The organism is Paradesulfitobacterium ferrireducens, from assembly GCF_017310645.1.
Taxonomy (GTDB): domain Bacteria; phylum Bacillota; class Desulfitobacteriia; order Desulfitobacteriales; family Desulfitobacteriaceae; genus Paradesulfitobacterium; species Paradesulfitobacterium ferrireducens.
Genome location: NZ_JAFLRH010000040.1, coordinates 57,690 through 75,516, shown reverse-complemented (window position 1 = coordinate 75,516; position 17,827 = coordinate 57,690). Strand labels below are relative to the sequence as shown.

The 17,827-nt window shown below is 46.8% G+C and carries 18 protein-coding genes, 1 pseudogene and 1 riboswitch; of the genes and pseudogenes, 4 read left to right on the top strand and 15 right to left on the bottom strand.

Going from position 1 to position 17,827, the window contains the following annotated elements; all coding sequences use genetic code 11:
- Positions 1 to 32: 32 nt before the first annotated feature.
- The 9 genes from J0X21_RS13090 to J0X21_RS13050 all read right to left on the bottom strand — a co-directional run bounded on the left by J0X21_RS13090 (position 33) and on the right by J0X21_RS13050 (position 6,223).
- Positions 33 to 1,313, bottom strand: a complete 1,281-nt coding sequence (locus tag J0X21_RS13090; RefSeq protein WP_206812646.1) for an MFS transporter — start codon at positions 1,311 to 1,313, stop codon at positions 33 to 35.
- A complete protein-coding gene (locus J0X21_RS13085; protein ID WP_206812645.1) occupies positions 1,303 to 1,674 on the bottom strand; it encodes a hypothetical protein in 372 nt (123 codons plus the stop codon). The genes J0X21_RS13090 and J0X21_RS13085 overlap by 11 nt, the downstream gene beginning before the upstream one ends.
- A gap of 20 nt (positions 1,675 to 1,694) precedes the next feature.
- A complete protein-coding gene (locus tag J0X21_RS13080) occupies positions 1,695 to 2,300 on the bottom strand; it encodes a class I SAM-dependent methyltransferase (protein WP_206812644.1) in 606 nt (201 codons plus the stop codon).
- Positions 2,301 to 2,798: 498 nt separating this feature from the next.
- Entirely contained in the window at positions 2,799 to 2,987 is a 189-nt protein-coding gene (locus J0X21_RS13075) for a CopZ family metallochaperone (RefSeq protein ID WP_407947652.1), read from the bottom strand.
- A 107-nt stretch (positions 2,988 to 3,094) separates the two neighbouring features.
- The gene (locus J0X21_RS13070) at positions 3,095 to 3,241 is read right to left on the bottom strand and encodes a DUF1540 domain-containing protein (protein WP_407947653.1); all 147 of its coding nucleotides are present in this window, start codon (positions 3,239 to 3,241) and stop codon (positions 3,095 to 3,097) included.
- Positions 3,242 to 3,495: 254 nt separating this feature from the next.
- On the bottom strand, positions 3,496 to 4,938 hold the full coding sequence (locus J0X21_RS13065) for an NADH-quinone oxidoreductase subunit N (RefSeq protein WP_206812641.1): 1,443 nt from the start codon (positions 4,936 to 4,938) through the stop codon (positions 3,496 to 3,498).
- Complete coding sequence (locus tag J0X21_RS13060; RefSeq protein ID WP_206812889.1) at positions 4,938 to 5,078, bottom strand: hypothetical protein; 141 nt, start codon at positions 5,076 to 5,078, stop codon at positions 4,938 to 4,940. Before J0X21_RS13060 ends, J0X21_RS13065 begins: the two co-directional genes overlap by 1 nt.
- Before the next feature lie 158 nt (positions 5,079 to 5,236).
- Entirely contained in the window at positions 5,237 to 5,914 is a 678-nt protein-coding gene (locus tag J0X21_RS15970) for a methyltransferase family protein (protein WP_206812640.1), read from the bottom strand.
- Between the two features lie 126 nt (positions 5,915 to 6,040).
- A complete protein-coding gene (locus tag J0X21_RS13050) occupies positions 6,041 to 6,223 on the bottom strand; it encodes a hypothetical protein (protein ID WP_206812639.1) in 183 nt (60 codons plus the stop codon).
- Positions 6,224 to 6,637: 414 nt separating this feature from the next.
- On the opposite strand from J0X21_RS13050, the gene J0X21_RS13045 reads away from it, so the two are divergent.
- The 4 genes from J0X21_RS13045 (at position 6,638) to J0X21_RS13030 (ending at position 11,123) form a co-directional block, all read left to right on the top strand.
- A complete protein-coding gene (locus tag J0X21_RS13045) occupies positions 6,638 to 7,075 on the top strand; it encodes a hypothetical protein (RefSeq protein ID WP_206812638.1) in 438 nt (145 codons plus the stop codon).
- Between the two features lie 46 nt (positions 7,076 to 7,121).
- Positions 7,122 to 8,825: a cytochrome b N-terminal domain-containing protein gene (locus tag J0X21_RS13040; protein WP_206812637.1), complete on the top strand. Its 1,704-nt coding sequence runs from the start codon at positions 7,122 to 7,124 to the stop codon at positions 8,823 to 8,825.
- Positions 8,826 to 8,972: 147 nt separating this feature from the next.
- Entirely contained in the window at positions 8,973 to 9,659 is a 687-nt protein-coding gene (locus J0X21_RS13035; protein ID WP_206812636.1) for a response regulator transcription factor, read from the top strand.
- Positions 9,660 to 9,662: 3 nt separating this feature from the next.
- Entirely contained in the window at positions 9,663 to 11,123 is a 1,461-nt protein-coding gene (locus J0X21_RS13030) for a sensor histidine kinase (protein WP_206812635.1), read from the top strand.
- Positions 11,124 to 11,128: 5 nt separating this feature from the next.
- Here the strand turns inward: J0X21_RS13030 and J0X21_RS13025 are convergent, their stop codons facing one another.
- From J0X21_RS13025 to J0X21_RS13000, 6 genes and pseudogenes are all read right to left on the bottom strand, one after another.
- Complete coding sequence (locus J0X21_RS13025) at positions 11,129 to 12,136, bottom strand: HoxN/HupN/NixA family nickel/cobalt transporter (RefSeq protein WP_328812992.1); 1,008 nt, start codon at positions 12,134 to 12,136, stop codon at positions 11,129 to 11,131.
- A 189-nt stretch (positions 12,137 to 12,325) separates the two neighbouring features.
- Positions 12,326 to 12,517, bottom strand: a riboswitch (cobalamin riboswitch).
- Between the two features lie 76 nt (positions 12,518 to 12,593).
- Positions 12,594 to 13,397, bottom strand: a complete 804-nt coding sequence (gene larE / locus J0X21_RS13020) for an ATP-dependent sacrificial sulfur transferase LarE (RefSeq protein ID WP_268939409.1) — start codon at positions 13,395 to 13,397, stop codon at positions 12,594 to 12,596.
- 141 nt (positions 13,398 to 13,538) lie between these two features.
- A pseudogene (locus J0X21_RS13015) lies at positions 13,539 to 14,756 on the bottom strand (sulfate adenylyltransferase subunit 1); the annotation flags it as partial.
- Between the two features lie 160 nt (positions 14,757 to 14,916).
- Positions 14,917 to 15,717 (bottom strand): sulfate adenylyltransferase subunit CysD, encoded by an 801-nt coding sequence (gene cysD, locus J0X21_RS13010; RefSeq protein WP_206812634.1) that lies wholly within the window; start codon positions 15,715 to 15,717, stop codon positions 14,917 to 14,919.
- Positions 15,718 to 15,761: 44 nt separating this feature from the next.
- Entirely contained in the window at positions 15,762 to 16,073 is a 312-nt protein-coding gene (locus J0X21_RS13005) for a 4Fe-4S dicluster domain-containing protein (protein ID WP_206812633.1), read from the bottom strand.
- Positions 16,057 to 17,823, bottom strand: a complete 1,767-nt coding sequence (locus tag J0X21_RS13000; RefSeq protein WP_206812632.1) for an adenylyl-sulfate reductase subunit alpha — start codon at positions 17,821 to 17,823, stop codon at positions 16,057 to 16,059. The genes J0X21_RS13005 and J0X21_RS13000 overlap by 17 nt, the downstream gene beginning before the upstream one ends.
- Positions 17,824 to 17,827 lie beyond the last annotated feature (4 nt).

Here is a 17,827-nt window from a genome sequence, read left to right as displayed (position 1 = left end):
TCATGTTTTCTTACTACGTTTCTGTTTAGTTATTACTTTATATTCGACATAAGACTCCTTTTTCCTTCTATCGGTAATCCCCACGCTAATGCGGACGCAACTGCAGCGGCAACTCCGGACAAAATAAATATCAACCAATAGTCTCCAAGCCAAACCCGCAGCAGACCGCCGGCTGCCGCCATCAAAGATGCACCAATTTGATGGGCCATAAAAATGAGGCCATATACAGTTCCAAGCGCTTGTTTGCCAAAAGTGGCACCCGTAATAGTTACCACCGGAGCTACAGTGGCTGCCCAATCCAAACCGTAAATCACAGCAAAGGCGAACAACCCGGCCGATGAATGAAGAACAAATGGAAGCCCAACAAGAGCAAGCCCTCGAAACGCAAACACATAGAGCAAGATTCTCCTGGGAGATATCTTGTCGCTTAACCAGCCGGAAATAATCGTTCCCAGAAAATTCATTGCCCCCATTACCCCGACGATAATTGCAATCATAGCATCAGAAATTTTGTGGTCTTGAGAATAAGGTATCAAGTGGGTCCCGACTAATCCAAGCGCAGTGCCCCCGCAAAGGGCGTAAACAGCAACAAGAAGCCAAAAAGTCCGGTGATGCAACACTTCGGCGATTTTCACTTGAGCAGGATTTTGTTCCGTAGCGGTCGGACCCAGCGCGAGGCTTCCAGCTTCCGCCTTTTCGCCATAGGGTTTCAACCCCACCTCCTCGGGGTTGTTGCGCAGCCAGAACACAGAGAGGATTAATGAAATCAAAGTAACAGGAATCAACACAGTCAACCCTTGGCGCCAGCCAAAACCGGTAATCAATAAAAGCAAGAGCGGTTGAAGAATTACCTGGCCTGTAGATGAAGCACTGTTCAGAATCCCCAAAAATAAGCCTTGACGCGCCTTAAACCAATGGTTAACGACCGGTCCCGGAAGCACCGAAGCCAATCCGGCACTACCCAGACTTATCACAATGCCCCAAAGAATAAACAGTTGCCAAAAAGAATTCATATAGAGTGTCCCTGCCACACCGGCAGCCAAAATAACAAGGCTCCATATGGTGACAAGACGCGGGCCGAACTTGTCAATCAAGCGGCCCACTACCGGGGCGCCTAAACCATATAAAAGCAGGTTGACACTTACAACAGACGAAATAGCCGCCCGAGTCCAGCCAAAATCATTTTCGAGTGGGGTGATTAAGAGCGAAGCAGCAGAGCGGGTTGCAGAACCCATCAGAATTGCCAGATAAACAAGCACTAAAATAATCCAGGCATAGTGTAAAGATATGGGGGAGTAGATTTTACGAGCCATCTTCAGAAAAATCCTTTCCTAAGATTTCTTCGCCTGGTCTAAATACTTCTTTAATATTGGATCCGGCTATACCTTTTATATTTAGGACAATATCTATAACCTGGCCTGATAAGAAGCGAACGGACCAGAAAAGAAGCAAGAGAAACAGGGCACATATTACCGGCAGAAGGCCAAGCACTTCCCGCCGTTTGTCCGGAGCACGAAGCAAAGCGGAAATATACACCGCCTCGCCTAATTCCGGAGCGTAAGGTTTGAAGAGCTCCGCTCCCGGAATACGCAGACCGATGCGCATTCCGCTCCGTTCTTCAGGGCAGGTTTTGACACAGTTCCGGCACTGGAGACCATATTGGCTTGATTCCAAGCAGTTAGGCACCAGGAAGACTAAGGTTCGGCCATTATGAGTTTAAAAATCTTAAGATGCTGATTTTCGACACTAGTAATCTTGAGGCCGGCGTTCTTGACGTTTTCGACAGTCCTCCTGTTTATATGCGGCCCAATCAGCCTTACGGTCAGCGGATCCAAAATATCCATAATCTTTCCCAGCAACGGGCTGTCACTGCGGACGTGTTCCAAAAGAATAATCCGGCCTTCGGGCTTGCAAACCCGCTTGATCTCTTTAAGTCCTTTGATCGGATCAGGCACTGAACAAAATACACAGGTAGCTACCACCGTATCAAAACTAGCATCGGGAAATTCCAGCTTCTGAGCATCCATTTCCAAAAGCTTAACCGACACTTTCGCTTCAGGAATGCGCTCTTTCGCCTTGGCCAACATTCCCGGGCTTAAATCAATGCCGATAAATTCCGTACAACCCAGGTGGTAAAAAGCCAAATTTTTGCCGGTTCCAACTCCGACTTCTAAAACCCGTCCGTAAGCCCGGCTTAAGGCTTTGGCTCTAAGCTCCGGTTTTATCATGCGGTCCATCCAGTCATAGAATAATGACGTCCGGTTGTAACGCTTCCTTGTTAATTCTGTTTCCCGGTTCATACTTAACACCTCTCTTCATTTCTACCAATCTACCAAACTATTTTCCCAAAGATTGACCGGAAGATGTAACCAAACGAATTGACGACACACTCTCAAAAAAGTTTAACATTGCTATGCGCTTAACTCATGAAAATGTTATGAATTACTAATGAATTTGAGAGAGCATTCATCTTACCCTAAAATGATGCCAATATTAAAAACTCTACACCATTGTCACGTAACCTGTGAACACATGACTAGTATGCTTAGCAGAGGCCAGGATGTGCATTTAAGGGTAAGACAAAGCAACGGCCAATTTATGTGCCAGTGTTTGTGAAGTTTGCGCCAATGAATGCTTGAAATTTCCCGATCCTGAATCGCAAAATTGCGGCTATATCTGTTTGAATTGTGCCAGAGAGTGCCGGGCTTTTGCTGCAGCCTAAATCGAACGAATAACAGACCCTGCCCCAAGCTGGGTCTGTTATTCGTTCGGCACAGTTCTTACTAAAAGGCTTTAACCTAAGCGGCAACCGAGTATCCGGCCTCTTCAACAGCCGTGACGAGTGCACTCCTGTCAGCAATTCCGGTTACAACAGCCTGTTTTTTCGCCAGATCCACATGGGCGCTTTCCACACCGGGCACGCTTTTTAAGGCTTTTTCCACGCGCATTTGGCAATGGCTGCAAGTCATCCCTTCAATTTGTAACACTATTCCTCCACCCGGATGAGCGCCGCCATGGCTTTGGTGTTCATGAGCAGAATCTCCACAGCAACCAGACATCTCTTTTTCACCTCCGTAAAAGCTGATAAATTTATCTACCGACTGTTTTTAAATGTGGTGCAGCACGTTCCGTCGCTTGTTTCGGCCTTTCCGTCACCCATTGCATTTACTTCTAAAGCATCTGCATGGCACATATAGCTTTTGTTGTAATGACAGTTTTCAACGCCGCATTTTACTTGCATCCTTGGAGCATCCATGTTATTTCACCCCCTTTCATTTGTCCTATTTTTATTCTATCCAATATTAAATATCTTATTGACCTGTCATCGAACTTCAGTTCTGTGGCAAACTTAATTAACCCTGCTTTTTCGAAGGCTCGATCCCTTTAAAGCCGATGAAGGCAAAAGATAATATCGTAATTGCTGATAGCCCCAGGCTTAAACCAAGATTGAAGAGCATCTCTGCCAGCTCCTTTCTATTGCTTAAACAAAAAGAATTATCGCACCAGGCTTTTGGCAGCCGTAAGAGCCATTTGAGCAAGAGGCGTTGGATAAATTCCTAAAAATACAGTGATTAGCATGGCAAAAAGCATGGTAAACTTCGCCGCCCCGTAAACCGGAATTTCCGGCAGTCCTTCTCCTTCTCCTAGATACATAACCCTCACAATTGACAGGTAATAATAAACCGACACCATGCTCATGACAAAGCCGACAAAAGCAATCCACGAATAGCCGGTGGACATAACAGCGGAGAACAGATAGAACTTACCGACAAACCCGGCCAGGGGCGGAATACCTGCCATTGAGAGCACTGAGACCGTCAGCACGGCCGCAGCCAAGGGAGAACGCCGGGCCAAACCGGCATAATCTTTTATCTCATCACTATCTTGAGCTGGTTCCACGTGAGCGATCACGGCGAAGACCCCGGCATTGGCGAAGACGTAAATCATAGCGTAAAATAAAACACCTTTGACGCCGGCATTCGACTCGGCAATCACCCCAACGAGCAGATAACCGGCCTGAGCCACGCTGGAAAAAGCCATCATGCGTTTAATGTTGGTCTGGGGAATAGCCATCAAATTACCAACAATCATGGTCAGTGCCGCAAGAATGAGCAGCAGGGCAACACCGGCCTGGGCAAACGACTGGCTCTCCAACGTTACCAGGTAGACACGGATTAACGCCGCAAAAGCGGCTGCCTTGGAAGCCATCGCCAGATAGGCTGTTACCGGTGTGGGTGCCCCTTCGTAAATATCCGGTGCCCACATGTGGAACGGTACGAGTGAGATTTTGAACCCGAACCCGGCCAGCAAGAAGACCGTAGCCAAGATCAGAGAAGGGCTCAGGTTGTCACCCAGCCTTGACGCAATCTGAGCTAGCTGGGTTGATCCGGTAAGGCCATAAATTAAGCTGATACCATAGAGCAAAATTGCTGACGCTGCCGCACCCAAGACCAGGTACTTGAGACCTGCTTCGCAAGAACCCCCGTTGTTGGGCAGATAACATACTAAAATACAGAAGGAAATTGTCATAAGCTCCAGACCAACATACAAGGTCAACAGATCGCCGGCCCCGGCGAGAATCATCATGCCTAAAGTGGCAGCCACCAGCAAAGCGTAAAATTCCCCCCGGTAAGCCGGAAGCTTCTGGATGTAAGCCCCGGAAAAAAGCACGACCAGCAGAGCCGCCGCCAAAAACAAAATCTTGAAGAAATCCGCAAACTGATCATGGAAATACATGCCTTGGAAGGCTGGTCCCATTTTGGCATAAAACAAATCGTAAAGAATGTAGCCGAGGATTCCCAGCAAACCAAACACAGTCAAAGGCTGCATCCCTCGGCGCGCCCCTGCCGGAATGAGCATCCCTATGGCCAGAAGAATGAGGGTCAATGCAGCTGTCGCAATCTCGGGGGTAAGAGCTACAAAATCAAAACTTTGCATTAGAACAACCCTCCAATCTTCGCCTGTCCCATCGTCTCAAGAACCTTAGCCAGGCCCGAGGATGTGATACCGGAATTCACCAATCCAAAAATATTCATTAACCATGCCCATTGAAAGAGATCATGCATTTCCTTGAACACCTACCTTCTCCATTAGACTATCTTACCACTTCAACCAGTTAAACTCGTCCACACTGGTTGATTTCCGCAGCGTTACGGGCCAAAAGGAGTGCCCCCGAGCCCCGTTGAGCACCTAATACCCAGCCCAATACTCTGTCTTATCTTTGTTTACATCGCTTCTACACGTTTTGCGAGTCATTTTCCTGACTTAGGATATTGTCCGGAAAAACAGTTGCTGATCTATTCAGCTTCGGGAAAAACCTGCCTGTTTTCTTGGCGTATAGCAAGTATGCCTCCCCGAATCTCTCGATAGAGTCTACCTCCTCCCGTTTTGCCAACTTAACATACATGACTACCAAGACCGGAAACATGATTAAGGTTAAAACCGTTGGCCACTGCAGGAGAAATCCAAACATAATCGTGATGAATGCTGCGTATTGGGGATGACGCATGAAATAATACGGTCCAGTTGCGGCAACCTTGTTTTTACGTTGGGCCCGGTATAAAAAACCCCAGGTAACGGCAAGGAACACAAGTCCCCCTGTGATTAACCAATCACTGATTATATGGATGGGGTATTGATGAGGATCCCCTTTAAGCCCTAACAGACTGAACCAGAGATGCCCCGAATCATGTGTCAACATGGCAAAGCGGGGGAACTTGCGGCCTAACCAACCGGAGAGCAAATATAGAGTTAAAGGAAAACCATACATTTCTGTAAAAAGTGCCACAATAAAAGCCGAAAAAGTACCAAAAACACGCCAGTCAATTGGATTTTTCGGCTTAATAAAACTAAATGCAAAAATAATAAAGATTAATGAGTTCACTAGGACAATTGACCAGAATCCGTATTGCACATGCTCACCTACTTTTATGTCAATTTAACATTTCGAGTTAGCATTTTTTCCCAGGTAATTAAACGTCCGGAATTCCTCCAATAAGGAAGCTCCGGACGAGAACCAAATTTGCTATCAAAACACCATTTAGTCTTGTAAACGGGCTTTGTTATTTTCACCCTCGAGATCATAAACATGATCATGACTGTTTCGCCGCTGTCCATGCTGATGTCCTCCGCCACAACAACCCGCCCCGCCCGGCCTGTGCATAAAGAACATCATCCCGATGAATAGAAGGATCCACCAGTTTTGACTGATAAACTCCCACATCCTAATTCCCTCCCCCGAAAATCAATTTCACAGGTCTGCCATGCGCGAAAAATTAAGACGGTATCCTCGCATAAATGAGACCAACTAGAGAAGCTCCGACCATCAAACCCTGAATGCCATGCCACCATTCAGATCATCATCCATTTTGCATCCATTTTGGCTCTCTCCAGATTTTTATATTTAGGATAGTCCCCTACCCTATTTTAGTCAAGGCCTAAATCAATCGAGTTATGAATCTTTCGTGATCTTTTTGTGAATATTTCATGAATGTTCGATTGCAGATTTATTTACAATTCGGAAACAATTTGTTCACAAATTTCTTATAGACTTTTTGTTAGTCGAAGTCGATGTCATTTTTGTATTTCTGTTTGAGAAAAGACTGGTGAATATTTGTGAATGAGGAGGTGGATACCGATGCGCAGAGTTCTCGTATTATTCTTAATAGCGATGCTCTCCCTGTCTTCCGCAGCACCGGTTTTAGCCCACGGCGGTGAGGAGGGGGGTACAGTAGATGCAGCAGGTTATATTAAGCAAGCGATCGTTTTTCTCGAGGGCATTCAAGACATAGATACAGCCGCTATGGACATTCAAAAGGCCATGAAAGCCGAAGGCAGCGATGTTCTTGATCAAAGCAAGCTGAATCAAGCCTTGACAGCTCTACAAAAACCGGACATTGAACAAACTAAAGTATTATTAGTCCAAGCCCTGGACAAGGATCCTAAAAACGCTCCTGAACTGAGTTTGCGGCCTGATTATCGCGCTTCGTCAGCCAATACTGCTTTCTTGGGCTTAGCTGGAGTTTTTGTTATCCTGGGCGCGGTTGTGGTACGCAAAGTTAAGGCGAGCCATTAACTTGTCCATAACATGATGCTTAGACATTTAAGTAAAGGGTGATAAAATGTCTGAAAACAGAGGCCTTAAAGCCTGGTTCAAAGAAAGATTCCCACTGGCAACATTTGCTTACGAGGTTCCCGCCCACGCCAATACCTTTCTTTTTTCTCTTGGCGGCATTACCTTACTCAGTGTTGTCATTCTCGTGGTTACAGGTATCATCCTTGCCCAGTATTATACTCCCAACCCGGAAACCGCCAATCAGAGCATCCGGATTATCATGACAGATGTTAAATTGGGTTCCCTGATGCGCAGCATCCATGTTTGGGCTGCTGAGACTGCAGTTGTCTCGGTGATTCTGCACTTGCTCCGGGTTTTATTTTACGGCTCCTATAAGAAACCCCGGGAAGTGAATTGGATATTTGGCGTTGTGCTCTTTGCCCTGATGATCGGTTTATTCTTTACGGGTACGGTCATTAAGTGGGACCAAGAAGGTTACGAAGCCCTTGCTCATACTGTTGCCATTGGTAAAATGTTTGGCGGGCCTTTTGCCGCTTATCTCGCCCCCAATGATGCTTCTCTCTTATCCAAGTTCTTTAGCCTCCACATCAGTGTTTTGCCCCTCTTGCTTGCGGTGGTGATCGTCCTGCACCTGTTCCTGATCAAAGTCCTTAAGATCTCGCCGCTGCCCTGGAAGCCCCGCACAATCCCCGCCGGAAAGCATACCTTTACGCAGCATTTCGTTAAACTCACCGGCTATTTCTTCATCCTGCTTGGCGTACTCATAGGCTTAGCAATCTTGTTGCCTGCAAGCCTTGGTCCCTTGCCGGTCGCAGGCGTCGAATCCGCCCGGCCACCCTGGGTCTTCATGGGTATATTCAGTATCGAGAACTGGGCCGGCATCCCCGGTCTTGTCTACTCCTCCGCGCTTGTAATGCTCCTCCTGCTGTTAGCGCCATTTCTTGACCGGGCCCGCTCCAACCTCTTAAGGGAACGCAAGTCCATAGCGGCCGTCGCCGCTGCGCTTGTTCTCGTGTTGTCCGGTCTTACCGTGAACGCTTATGCGACTAAGCCGGAACAACACATCGGCATGAGTGGTGAAGCCGCCGAAAGCGCACCTGTTGATAACAGTACACCTATGGATAACCAGAAAAACATGGACACCCAGGAAAAAACGGACACCCAATCTATCGGTTCTGTGCCGCAAGGTATTGACAAGGCACTAAACATCATCACTCAACTCAAAGATGCTCTAACTACGAAGGATGCTAACACCGCCCTCACTCAAGTGAAAGAGCTTGACGAAGCAATCGACCCAGTCAAAGATGCTATAAAAGCCGAAGATGCTAGTTTGATTCCCAGCCTTTCGGCGGAAGCAATTGAAGGCGCTGTACAAGATTCAAACTTTGATAAGGCTGGCACACTGGTTGCTGCAATGCAAGATGCTTTAGCCAAGGCTAAAGTCATATTCACAAGCAAAGAATCCGTAGCCAAGGGGCTTGCCACCGCCACGGATTTGCTGACGCAGACTAAGGTAGCCGTGGCTAATAAGGATCTCACTACAGCTAAGGCCAAACTTAGCGACCTGGATAAAACCATTGACCCGCTCAAGTCCAGTATTAGTGCCAAGAACGGAGACTTGAAGAAGGATTTATCCGTGGAAGCCATTGAGGGCGTTTTAAAAGATGACAAGCCCGATTGGACCAAGGCCGATGCTCTTCTCGACGCTTTTCAACAAGCTGTGGAGGCTGCAAAGTCTCTGTTTGAATAGACTAATTATTAATGGAAACAAACCTAAAAAACCCGGCCTCTTCGCCGGATTTTTTTCATTCCCTGATAGATTAACACAAAATTTCCCTTCCGTTTTGATGGTGTTATAATATTCGACAAGACATTCTTGCAATTGGGGGTCGGCCGCATGAGAAACTGCCCACGCATCCTGGTTATTGATGATGACAAGCGTATTTGCGAGTTTATCGAACTTTATTTACGCAAAGAAATGTTTGAGATAGGGATCTGCCATGATGGCGCCCAAGCTCTAGAAGTCTTTAGGAAGAATCCTCCCAGTTTAGTCATTTTAGATATTATGTTGCCGAATCAGGACGGTTACCAGGTTTGCCACGAAATCCGCAAGATCAGCAACATTCCCATCATTATGTTAACAGCTAAAGGGGAGAATTTTGACAAAGTACTGGGCCTCGAGCTAGGCGCTGACGACTATATGGTCAAGCCCTTTGATCCGAAAGAGTTAATCGCCCGGGTCAAAGCAGTCTTGCGCCGTTTTCAACCACAAAGCTCCAACATTCGGCAGATAGCTTACCCGGACTTATATGTCAATCTTAACGAACACCAGGTGGTGGTAAGAAACCAGTCAATAGAATTGAAACCGAAAGAAATGGAATTATTGTATTTTCTTGTTTCTCACGCGAACAAAGTGTTTACTCGCGACCAGCTGCTTGAGCAGGTATGGGGTTACGAGTTTCTGGGGGATTCACGGACAGTCGATGTTCACATTAACAGGCTCAGACAGAAACTACAAAATAAGAGCAACGCCTGGGAACTAAAAACAATCTGGGGTGTGGGCTATAAATTCGAGGTGAAGTAGACCATGAAGCTTTTTGCGAAATTATTTCGTGCTAATTCTTCGCAATTCTTAACCACCGCCTCTTCGAAACAGTTTTCTCTTTCCACGAAGCTCCTCTTGTCAAGTCTGATTATAACTTTGATTGCCCTGGTCGGAACCAGCTTACTTCTCACTAAACTGTTAGGACAGTATTATTTGCACGATAAACAGGCTTCACTTATCTATGAAGGGAAACAAGCGTCGAAGCAATTCGTAAGTTATCTCACAGGTCAAACAGATTTAGCGACTTTACAGGAACTCATTAAAGATAAGGAACATCTGCAAAATCTCCAAATTTTTATTAACGGTGACGACTCTTCTCAAAACAAGCTGGATCCGTTTCGCCATCCGGTCAGCAACGAATTCACACCCAGCGAACTGGCCCGCGTCTACCGCGGGGAGATCGTGACAAAAACCATTACTGGAGCCAACGTGCACAATCCTGTCATGTCCGTTGCCATGCCGCTGACGGTAAACGGAAACCTAGAAGGAGTCCTCTCTATTCATGCCCCGCTCTATGACCTGATGCATTCTTTGCCGCAGATCTACCGTCTTATCTGGTTGACAGCATTGCTTGTCATGATCATGGCCACAGGATTAACTTACTGGGTCTCCTTGAAGCTCTCCCGTCCCCTGCGTCAGTTAAACTCAGCAGCCTTAGAAATCGCCGGGGGGAACCTCGACCGGCGTGTTGCTATTCTCAGCAACGACGAACTGGGTCAACTTGGAGCAGCCTTTAATTACATGGCGCATCATCTCCAGGAAGTAGAACAGTCGCGCCAGGAATTTATCGCCAACATCTCCCATGAATTGCGCTCCCCTCTTACATCTCTTCGCGGATTTTTGCAGGCTGTCCTGGATGACGCTGTCCCGAAAACAAACCGGGAACATTACCTGAATGTCGCCTTTGAGGAAACTAATCGTTTAACCAGATTGGTAAATGACCTCTTGGACTGCGCTACTCTGCAAAGCGCCAGTTTCAGCCTTAATCTGTCTGAGATGAACCTTAATGAGTTGGTGCGCCGGGTCGTGGCGAAAATGGAACCGCAAATTGTCGGGAAAGAATTGGATGTCCAAATAGCTCTCACTTCTCCGGATCCGATCATCAATGCCGACTGGGACAGGATGCAACAAGTGCTTGTCAACTTGCTCGACAATGCTATCGCCTTTTCCACAGAGGGTGGTAAACTGAGTTTATCAACCGCCAGAGAAGGAGATGTAGTTAAAGTCAGTGTGGCTGATACCGGCATCGGTATTCCGGCAGAGGAATTGACCAAGATCTGGGACAGGTTTCATAAGGTGGACAAGTCTCGTAACCGCACCCGTTGCGGCACAGGTCTTGGCTTATCGATCGCCAAACGCCTCGTGGAAGCTCACGGCGGAACAATAACGGTCGACAGCACACTAGGAAAGGGAACAACTTTTTCGTTTTACCTGCCGGCGTAAAACCATTAGGCATTTTCAAGCCTTAATATTTTCCACAGCAAATAGGAAATGACCCATGCCACAATGAAAAGTCCTACTAATATATAGCCCATACCCCCAAAGTTCAGATGCTGTATCCATCCCCAAATTCCACTGTGTAGTCCTAGCTTTGCGGTAATGATCTGGGCCAATTCAATTAGACCGATAAACAGTGCTGCGATTACGGAAAGACCGGTAACCGATAAATTATAATAAATCTTGCGTAACGGAGTGGAAAAGGCCCAATGGTAGGCAGTTGTCATAAAAACTCCATCCGCAGTGTCCATCAAGCTCATACCGGCAGCAAATATAATTGGAAGGGACAGTACTACGGTAAAAGGCATCGCTTGAGTCCCAACATTCGCTGAAATAGCTAACAGGGCAACTTCAGATGCCGTATCAAAACTTAACCCGAACAAAAAGCCAAGCGGGTATACATGCCAACTCTTGTTAATAAAACGATACACCGGTTTGAAGAAACGTGATATAAAGCCACGGTTTAGAAGCTGTTGATCAAGATTTTCCTCATCATACTCCCCTTGACGCATCTTTACGAAGAACCGGTAAATATCGAACCAAATGTAAAGATTGAAAAGCCCGATGAGAAGAAGAAAACTTCCGGCGACCATAGTACCGATGAGTCCTGCGACAGCTTTTAATTGAGGGATGTTCTGTTGGGCCCATTGCATTGAAAAAGCCGTAATGATTGCCATAATACAGACAACCGTAGAATGACCAAGCGAAAAGAAAAATCCTACTCCTGTCGGATCCTCTTTTTGCTGTATCAGCTTGCGCACTGTATTATCAATAGCAGCAATATGGTCCGCATCAAAAGCATGGCGTAACCCTAAGGTATAGGCTAAGAAAGCAAATCCCAACAATGGAGGATATTGCTTGACATTCAAAAACAGCAAAATCATGCCTAAAAGGTGTATCCCTACCACTGTTATTCCGTAACGAATCCACTTAGGGCGGCTACTTATTTTTCCGGGTATTTCGTTCAAAATTGTTCCTCCTTACACTGCCATGACTAAGAAGTACGTATGACAAATCTACCGTTTCTAACACCATACACAATACCCCTTCAAATAAAAAACCCTCCGCCAACGGAAGGGTTTTCAAAGCTTAACCGGTATCAATCAAGAGCAGTGACACAGGCATACCTCCCTAACTTCCCGTAGGTCGTCGCATGTTCGGTATGAGCAGGTCTCCTGGCTTGAGATCCTTATTAACTTACGTCTTCCCGGATAATATTCCAGTGACATAGTGTAAGTTAACTCCCTCTAACAGTGGCGGGCACCGCATCAGCTTTTAACTGACTTCCCTTTTCAATTCTTTTCCCTCGGGAAAGAATCACTCATCCCTAGTATTTAATTGATTTAATAATACATGAATTTAGAAAGCTTGTACAGGCCAAAGACAAAGAAGAACTTGGGCCTTCTTCACTCAAATCTAGTTCAACTGGCTAAGCGCTTCATTCATACTCCCGCTGCGAAGCCCCTTCAGATCGAGTGTTACATAAACGAACCCTAATCCCTCTAACCGTTCAACAATTAAGTCTAAAATATGCCCGGTAATTAAAGGGAAATCTGTTCTTGGGACTTCGATCCGGGCGATTTGGTCATGATACCTTACTCTCAAATCTTTTAACCCTAGTTCCCTTAAAAAGTTTTCCGCCTTCTCGATCTGGCTAAGCTTTGCGGCTGTAATTCTATGACCGTAAGGGAAGCGAGAGGAGAGGCACGCACAAGAAGGCTTATCCCAAGTGCTGAGATTAAGATAGCGGGACAACTCCCTGATTTCCTGCTTGTGCAAGCCAACCTCCTGTAGGGGACTACGTATACCCTTTTCCTTACCCGCCCGCATACCAGGGCGGTAATCCCGGACATCGTCCGCATTGGCACCGTCCAGAACATATTTGAAACCCTTTTCTTCAGCAATTCTGTTCAGCTTCGCAAACAGCTCAGACTTGCAGTAATAACAACGGTCCACCGGATTGCAGGCAAATTGCTCATTGGCTAATTCTGCAGTTTGAATCAGCAAATGGTTGGCTCCTATCTGTTTAGCTACTTCGACGGCTGCTTTTAACTCTGACTCCGGATAAGTTTCAGACATAGCGGTGACTCCTATACAATTATTACCTAAAACATCCGCTGCTGCCTTTAGCAAGAAGGCGCTGTCAACCCCCCCGGAATATGCTACAACCACAGATCCCATGGCTTTAAGCTGTTCTCTTAAGGATGCTAGTTTTGCCAAGCTTGCTTCTGTTACTCCTGATGCTTCGAGCCCTGTAGTCCGAGTTGACTTTTTATCAACTGTGAAGTCTGGCACCGGAGTATCTTCCGCCGGAGTATTATCTGCCGCAATATTTCTTGCAAGATCTATGATGATCCCGCCCCCGCTGACGTCAAAACCGTCAACGAGCACAAATCTGCCGGTACTTTGATTATCTTTAAATCTGTCAAAGGTTAGAGAACGTTTAGTATGAATTGTAATTTCCGCCACATCATTCAATTTTACTTCTTGGGGATATTCAATGGTCTCCAGGGTTGAAGCGTCAATTACCCGCTGGATTTCCTGAATCTCGCATTCCACTTCCTGCGTGTTAAGCTTCAATTTGTAGGTTCGCTTTGTTTCGAGAGCCTCTTTCCCGAGCCAGAAAATGTTGGCCTGAAGTAAATCCCCGGTTTCCGGGGGGGCAATGACATGGGATATAACCTCTCCCCTGTTATTAAAAAACTCATCCTCCACCGTTATCCCTACGGACATGCCTGCTGTCACAACTTCTTTCCGATCACCCGGCATCCAAGATTCGATGCTTTTGACTTTGGTGATTTTGTTTCCAGGGGCAATATGGATTTCATCGCCCACCTTCAAACTTCCGGTTTCAATCCTGCCGGCAATAATCCTTCTCTGATCGAATTTGTAGACATCTTGGATCGGGAACCTTAAAGGTTTATTCTCCAAACCTTCCTCTTTCTCCAAGAGATCCAGCGCTTGCAGAACCGTTTCCCCTTGATACCAGGGCATCTTCCCGGAAAGATGCGTTAAATTTTCCCCGTAAAACGCCGAGACCGGGATGTATTTTAAGGGGTACACATGCAGGTTGCTTAAGAATTGATTCATCTCCGCTTGAATCTTTTTGAACTCAGTTTCCGAGTATTGAATTAAGTCCATTTTGTTGACAATCACATACACCTTTTGAATACCCAGTAGGGAAAGGATATAGCCATGCCGCTTCGATTGTTCCCGGATTCCTTCGTTGGCATCAATAATTAAGAGAGCAGCCTCGGCACTGGCGGCACCGGAGATCATATTTTTGAGAAACTCCTTATGCCCCGGGGCATCAATAATGATATAATCCCTTTTGGCGGTGAAGAATTGAATCTGAGTTGTGTCAATCGTAATCCCTTGTTTTTGTTCTTCTTCCAATGCATCTAAAAGGTAGGCATATTCGAAAAGCTTGCCCTTCTCCTTGGCAATCCTTTTAACCCGCGCGATTGCCCCTTCCGGCAGGGATTTCGTATCATATAAGAGTCTGCCGATTAAGGTCGATTTCCCATGATCGACATGCCCCACCACCACAATTCTTAAAATTTGCCGTTCCTGGACCATCCTTTTTTCCTCCAAAACAAAAGTATTATTCAGGTACTCAAAATCAGGTGCCCACAATTCAGAAGTCAGTATTCAGTAGAAATCTATGCATCCCTTTGGGTTATGAAGCCCTTGATCTATGTCCCCAAAAACCATTCTGACTTCTGTCTTCTGAGTTGAATTACATGTATCCTTCCTTGCGCAGTTTCTGCATGGCGTAAGCATCTTCCTGATCCTGGGCTCTGCCCGCCCGTTCGCTTACGTTCGTGGCTTTCAGTTCGGCAATGATTTCCTGAACGGTGGCTGCCTCGGAATTAATCTGCCCGGTACAGGGTGCACAGCCCAGGCTGCGGTATCTTTTACCCTCCTTGGCAAAATACAAATCGATGATCGGGATGTTTTCCCGCCCGATATAGGTCCAGATGTCAATTTCGTTCCAGTGGAGCAGGGGATGGACGCGCACATGGTTGCCCTTGGCAAAATCCGTCTTAAACTGGTCCCAAAGTTCGGGGGGCTGGTGGACATAGTCCCATGCTGAATCCTTATTTCTTTCGCTGAATACCCTTTCTTTCGAGCGCGAACCTTCTTCATCCCGGCGGATGCCCAGAATCAAGCCGTCAAACTCGTGTTTGCGCACCACCTGGTTCAAGCCTTCGGTTTTGAGAGCTTTACAGCACACTAAACGCCCGTGTTCAGGACCCATTCCGGACTGGAGCGCCTCCTCATTCTTATGCACGATGAGCTCAAAACCGTATTTCCTGGCAAACTCATCCCGGTAAGTGATCATTTCCGGAATTTTATAGGTTGTGTCCACATGGATTAAAGGGAATGGACAATGCCCGAAAAAAGCCTTTTTGGTCAACCACAACAAGACGGTTGAATCTTTGCCAATCGACCATAACATCCCCAGCTTGCCGAGCTTTTTATAGGCTTCACGCAGAATATAAATGCTGTAGGCTTCCAAGCGGTCTAAGTGATCCATGCTTTTCTCCTCCGATAATTTTTAAAGTACTCAGAATTCAGGAGTCAATATTTATTCGATTCCCGCTTATTTATGGTTAGCTTATGGCTCTTGCCGTTACATACGATAAACCAGTGCAGAAAATCCGGCTCATCCCTGGTGTACATATAGGCACCCTTGCCCCCAAGATCCGCTCCCAGAAAATACCGTATTGCTCCGCTTTGACATTCTTTAAGACAAGCGGCGCAGCCCCAGCAGTCCTTAGGGTACTTGACAAAAGCTTTCTTCTCCTCATCCTGAGCAATCAGGCCCCCGGGACACACGAGTGCGCAGCGGCCACAGCTTAAGCACAGTTTTTGGTCAATCCGAATGCTCATAGATTTCATCTCGCTTCACAAGTTCTCGCAGGACAATCTTCACTTCGCCGTTTTCATAACGGGAATTCACATACTTGCGCCAATGAAGGTCATCCTTTGCAGGAAAGTCCGCATCGTGCTGATAGCACAACCACCGTGTTTCCTTTCTGGCCTCTAAATGAGCAATCAGGACTTTACACACGTACAGCCGGTCAATGATCTCATGAATCTTAAGAAGCTCGTGTAAATTTTCAGCGCTTAAAGTTTGGCTTATCTTTAGGAGTTCCTCAATCAACTGAGCGGCAAGCTGCAGTTTGGTCCGATTCATTATATAACCGGCGGATATCCCGCCCGCATACTCATCCATGACTTTTTGCATTGCTTCCTCAACTTGGTCAAGGTCATATGGACCCTGTTCATTACGGAAAAATTGATTGACCGCATCCAATTTATCCTGGATTTCCCCGGGTTCAAGCCTGACATCTTTATTTGTACTCCCACTCCCGATATATCGAAGGGCGGCCAGAGCGGCGACTTCCCCTTCAGCCAAACAGCCCGTGACATATTTCTTGGGACATCCGCCTGCCACATCACCCGCCGCCAACAGCCCCGGGAGTGTGGTCATGCGCTGCCCGTCAACCCAATAGCCGCTGGCTGAATGGCCGCCTACAATATAAGGTTCTGTTCCTTCAATTTCAACGTTTTGGCTTCGCGGTCCGCGGCCCTGTTCGAACCATTTGAGAGTTTGCGCCGGCGCCATGTTCAAATAAGCTTTATAAAGTTCCTGTTCTTGATCTTCAGTAATCCCCTGGGTCCGCAGATAGCACGGGCCCCTGCCCTCTCGCTTCTCAGTCACCGTGGCATACAGTCGTAATACCGTACTAATTTCAATATTATCTTGCACTTGGTCACATTCCTGATACTCATCTACATATTCCCGGCCGTAGCTGTTGATTTGCCGGGCTTTGACCCCCTGGGCGATGGTGCCGGTGGGGGCAATTGTATCTTTACATCTGAGCGCGATAAAGCGCATTTCCAAACTCGTTATCTCAGCACCGGCCCGGATGCCCATTGCATAACCGGCTCCGGTGTTAAAGGGAGAGTACCACATTTTATGCCTGGAAAAACCGGGGTTGTTCGGCTTGTACAGTCCGGCAGCCCCACCGGTGGTACAAATAACGGCCTTGGCATAGATCACATAGAAGATGTTTTTTTCCAGGGAAAATCCGTAAGCCCCGATAACTTTCTGATCCCGGACAATGTAATCAATGATATTGACCCGGTTTAGAACCTGAACACTCTTCTGGTTTTGCACCGCTTGCGCCAACAGCGGCTTGATACTTTCCCCGTTGATTTTAATGCTTCGTTTGCCGCGCGCAACATAGTTTCCTTGATCATCTTTGAGGATTGGGAGTCCAATCTGTTCCAGCTTTTGCGTCACTTGATTCAGTTTCCGGGCCAGGCTCAAAACCAAATCTTCCCGCACAATCCCGGCAGCTTCTTTTTTGACATAGTCCACATAAGTTTCCGGAGTTTCCCCTGGGTTGATATAGGCATTTAAGGCATTGACCCCCGCTGCCAAACACCCGCTCCGCTTGATATGGGCTTTTTCCGCAATCAGCACCTTGGCCTTTGAATTTTCCGCAATGGTAAGGGCGCTAAAGCAGCCGGCCGTTCCCCCGCCGATGATGAGAATGTCCGTTTCCAGGATTTCCGGCTGCAGTTTGAGCACGCACGGCTTCAGCACGATTTCGCTTAACTTCCGTACCATCTGG

What these genes read in the sequence shown, in the direction of transcription:
- J0X21_RS13040 (WP_206812637.1), top strand. Translation starts at nt 7,122, where the DNA reads ATGTCTGAAAACAGAGGCCTTAAAGCCTGGTTCAAAGAAAGATTCCCA.
- J0X21_RS13005 (WP_206812633.1), bottom strand. Translation starts at nt 16,073, where the DNA reads ATGAGCATTCGGATTGACCAAAAACTGTGCTTAAGCTGTGGCCGCTGC.
- J0X21_RS13090 (WP_206812646.1), bottom strand. Translation starts at nt 1,313, where the DNA reads ATGGCTCGTAAAATCTACTCCCCCATATCTTTACACTATGCCTGGATT.
- J0X21_RS13035 (WP_206812636.1), top strand. Translation starts at nt 8,973, where the DNA reads ATGAGAAACTGCCCACGCATCCTGGTTATTGATGATGACAAGCGTATT.
- J0X21_RS13030 (WP_206812635.1), top strand. Translation starts at nt 9,663, where the DNA reads ATGAAGCTTTTTGCGAAATTATTTCGTGCTAATTCTTCGCAATTCTTA.
- J0X21_RS13050 (WP_206812639.1), bottom strand. Translation starts at nt 6,223, where the DNA reads ATGTGGGAGTTTATCAGTCAAAACTGGTGGATCCTTCTATTCATCGGG.
- J0X21_RS13080 (WP_206812644.1), bottom strand. Translation starts at nt 2,300, where the DNA reads ATGAACCGGGAAACAGAATTAACAAGGAAGCGTTACAACCGGACGTCA.
- J0X21_RS13065 (WP_206812641.1), bottom strand. Translation starts at nt 4,938, where the DNA reads ATGCAAAGTTTTGATTTTGTAGCTCTTACCCCCGAGATTGCGACAGCT.
- J0X21_RS13070 (WP_407947653.1), bottom strand. Translation starts at nt 3,241, where the DNA reads ATGCAAGTAAAATGCGGCGTTGAAAACTGTCATTACAACAAAAGCTAT.
- J0X21_RS13045 (WP_206812638.1), top strand. Translation starts at nt 6,638, where the DNA reads ATGCGCAGAGTTCTCGTATTATTCTTAATAGCGATGCTCTCCCTGTCT.
- J0X21_RS13000 (WP_206812632.1), bottom strand. Translation starts at nt 17,823, where the DNA reads ATGGTACGGAAGTTAAGCGAAATCGTGCTGAAGCCGTGCGTGCTCAAA.
- cysD (WP_206812634.1), bottom strand. Translation starts at nt 15,717, where the DNA reads ATGGATCACTTAGACCGCTTGGAAGCCTACAGCATTTATATTCTGCGT.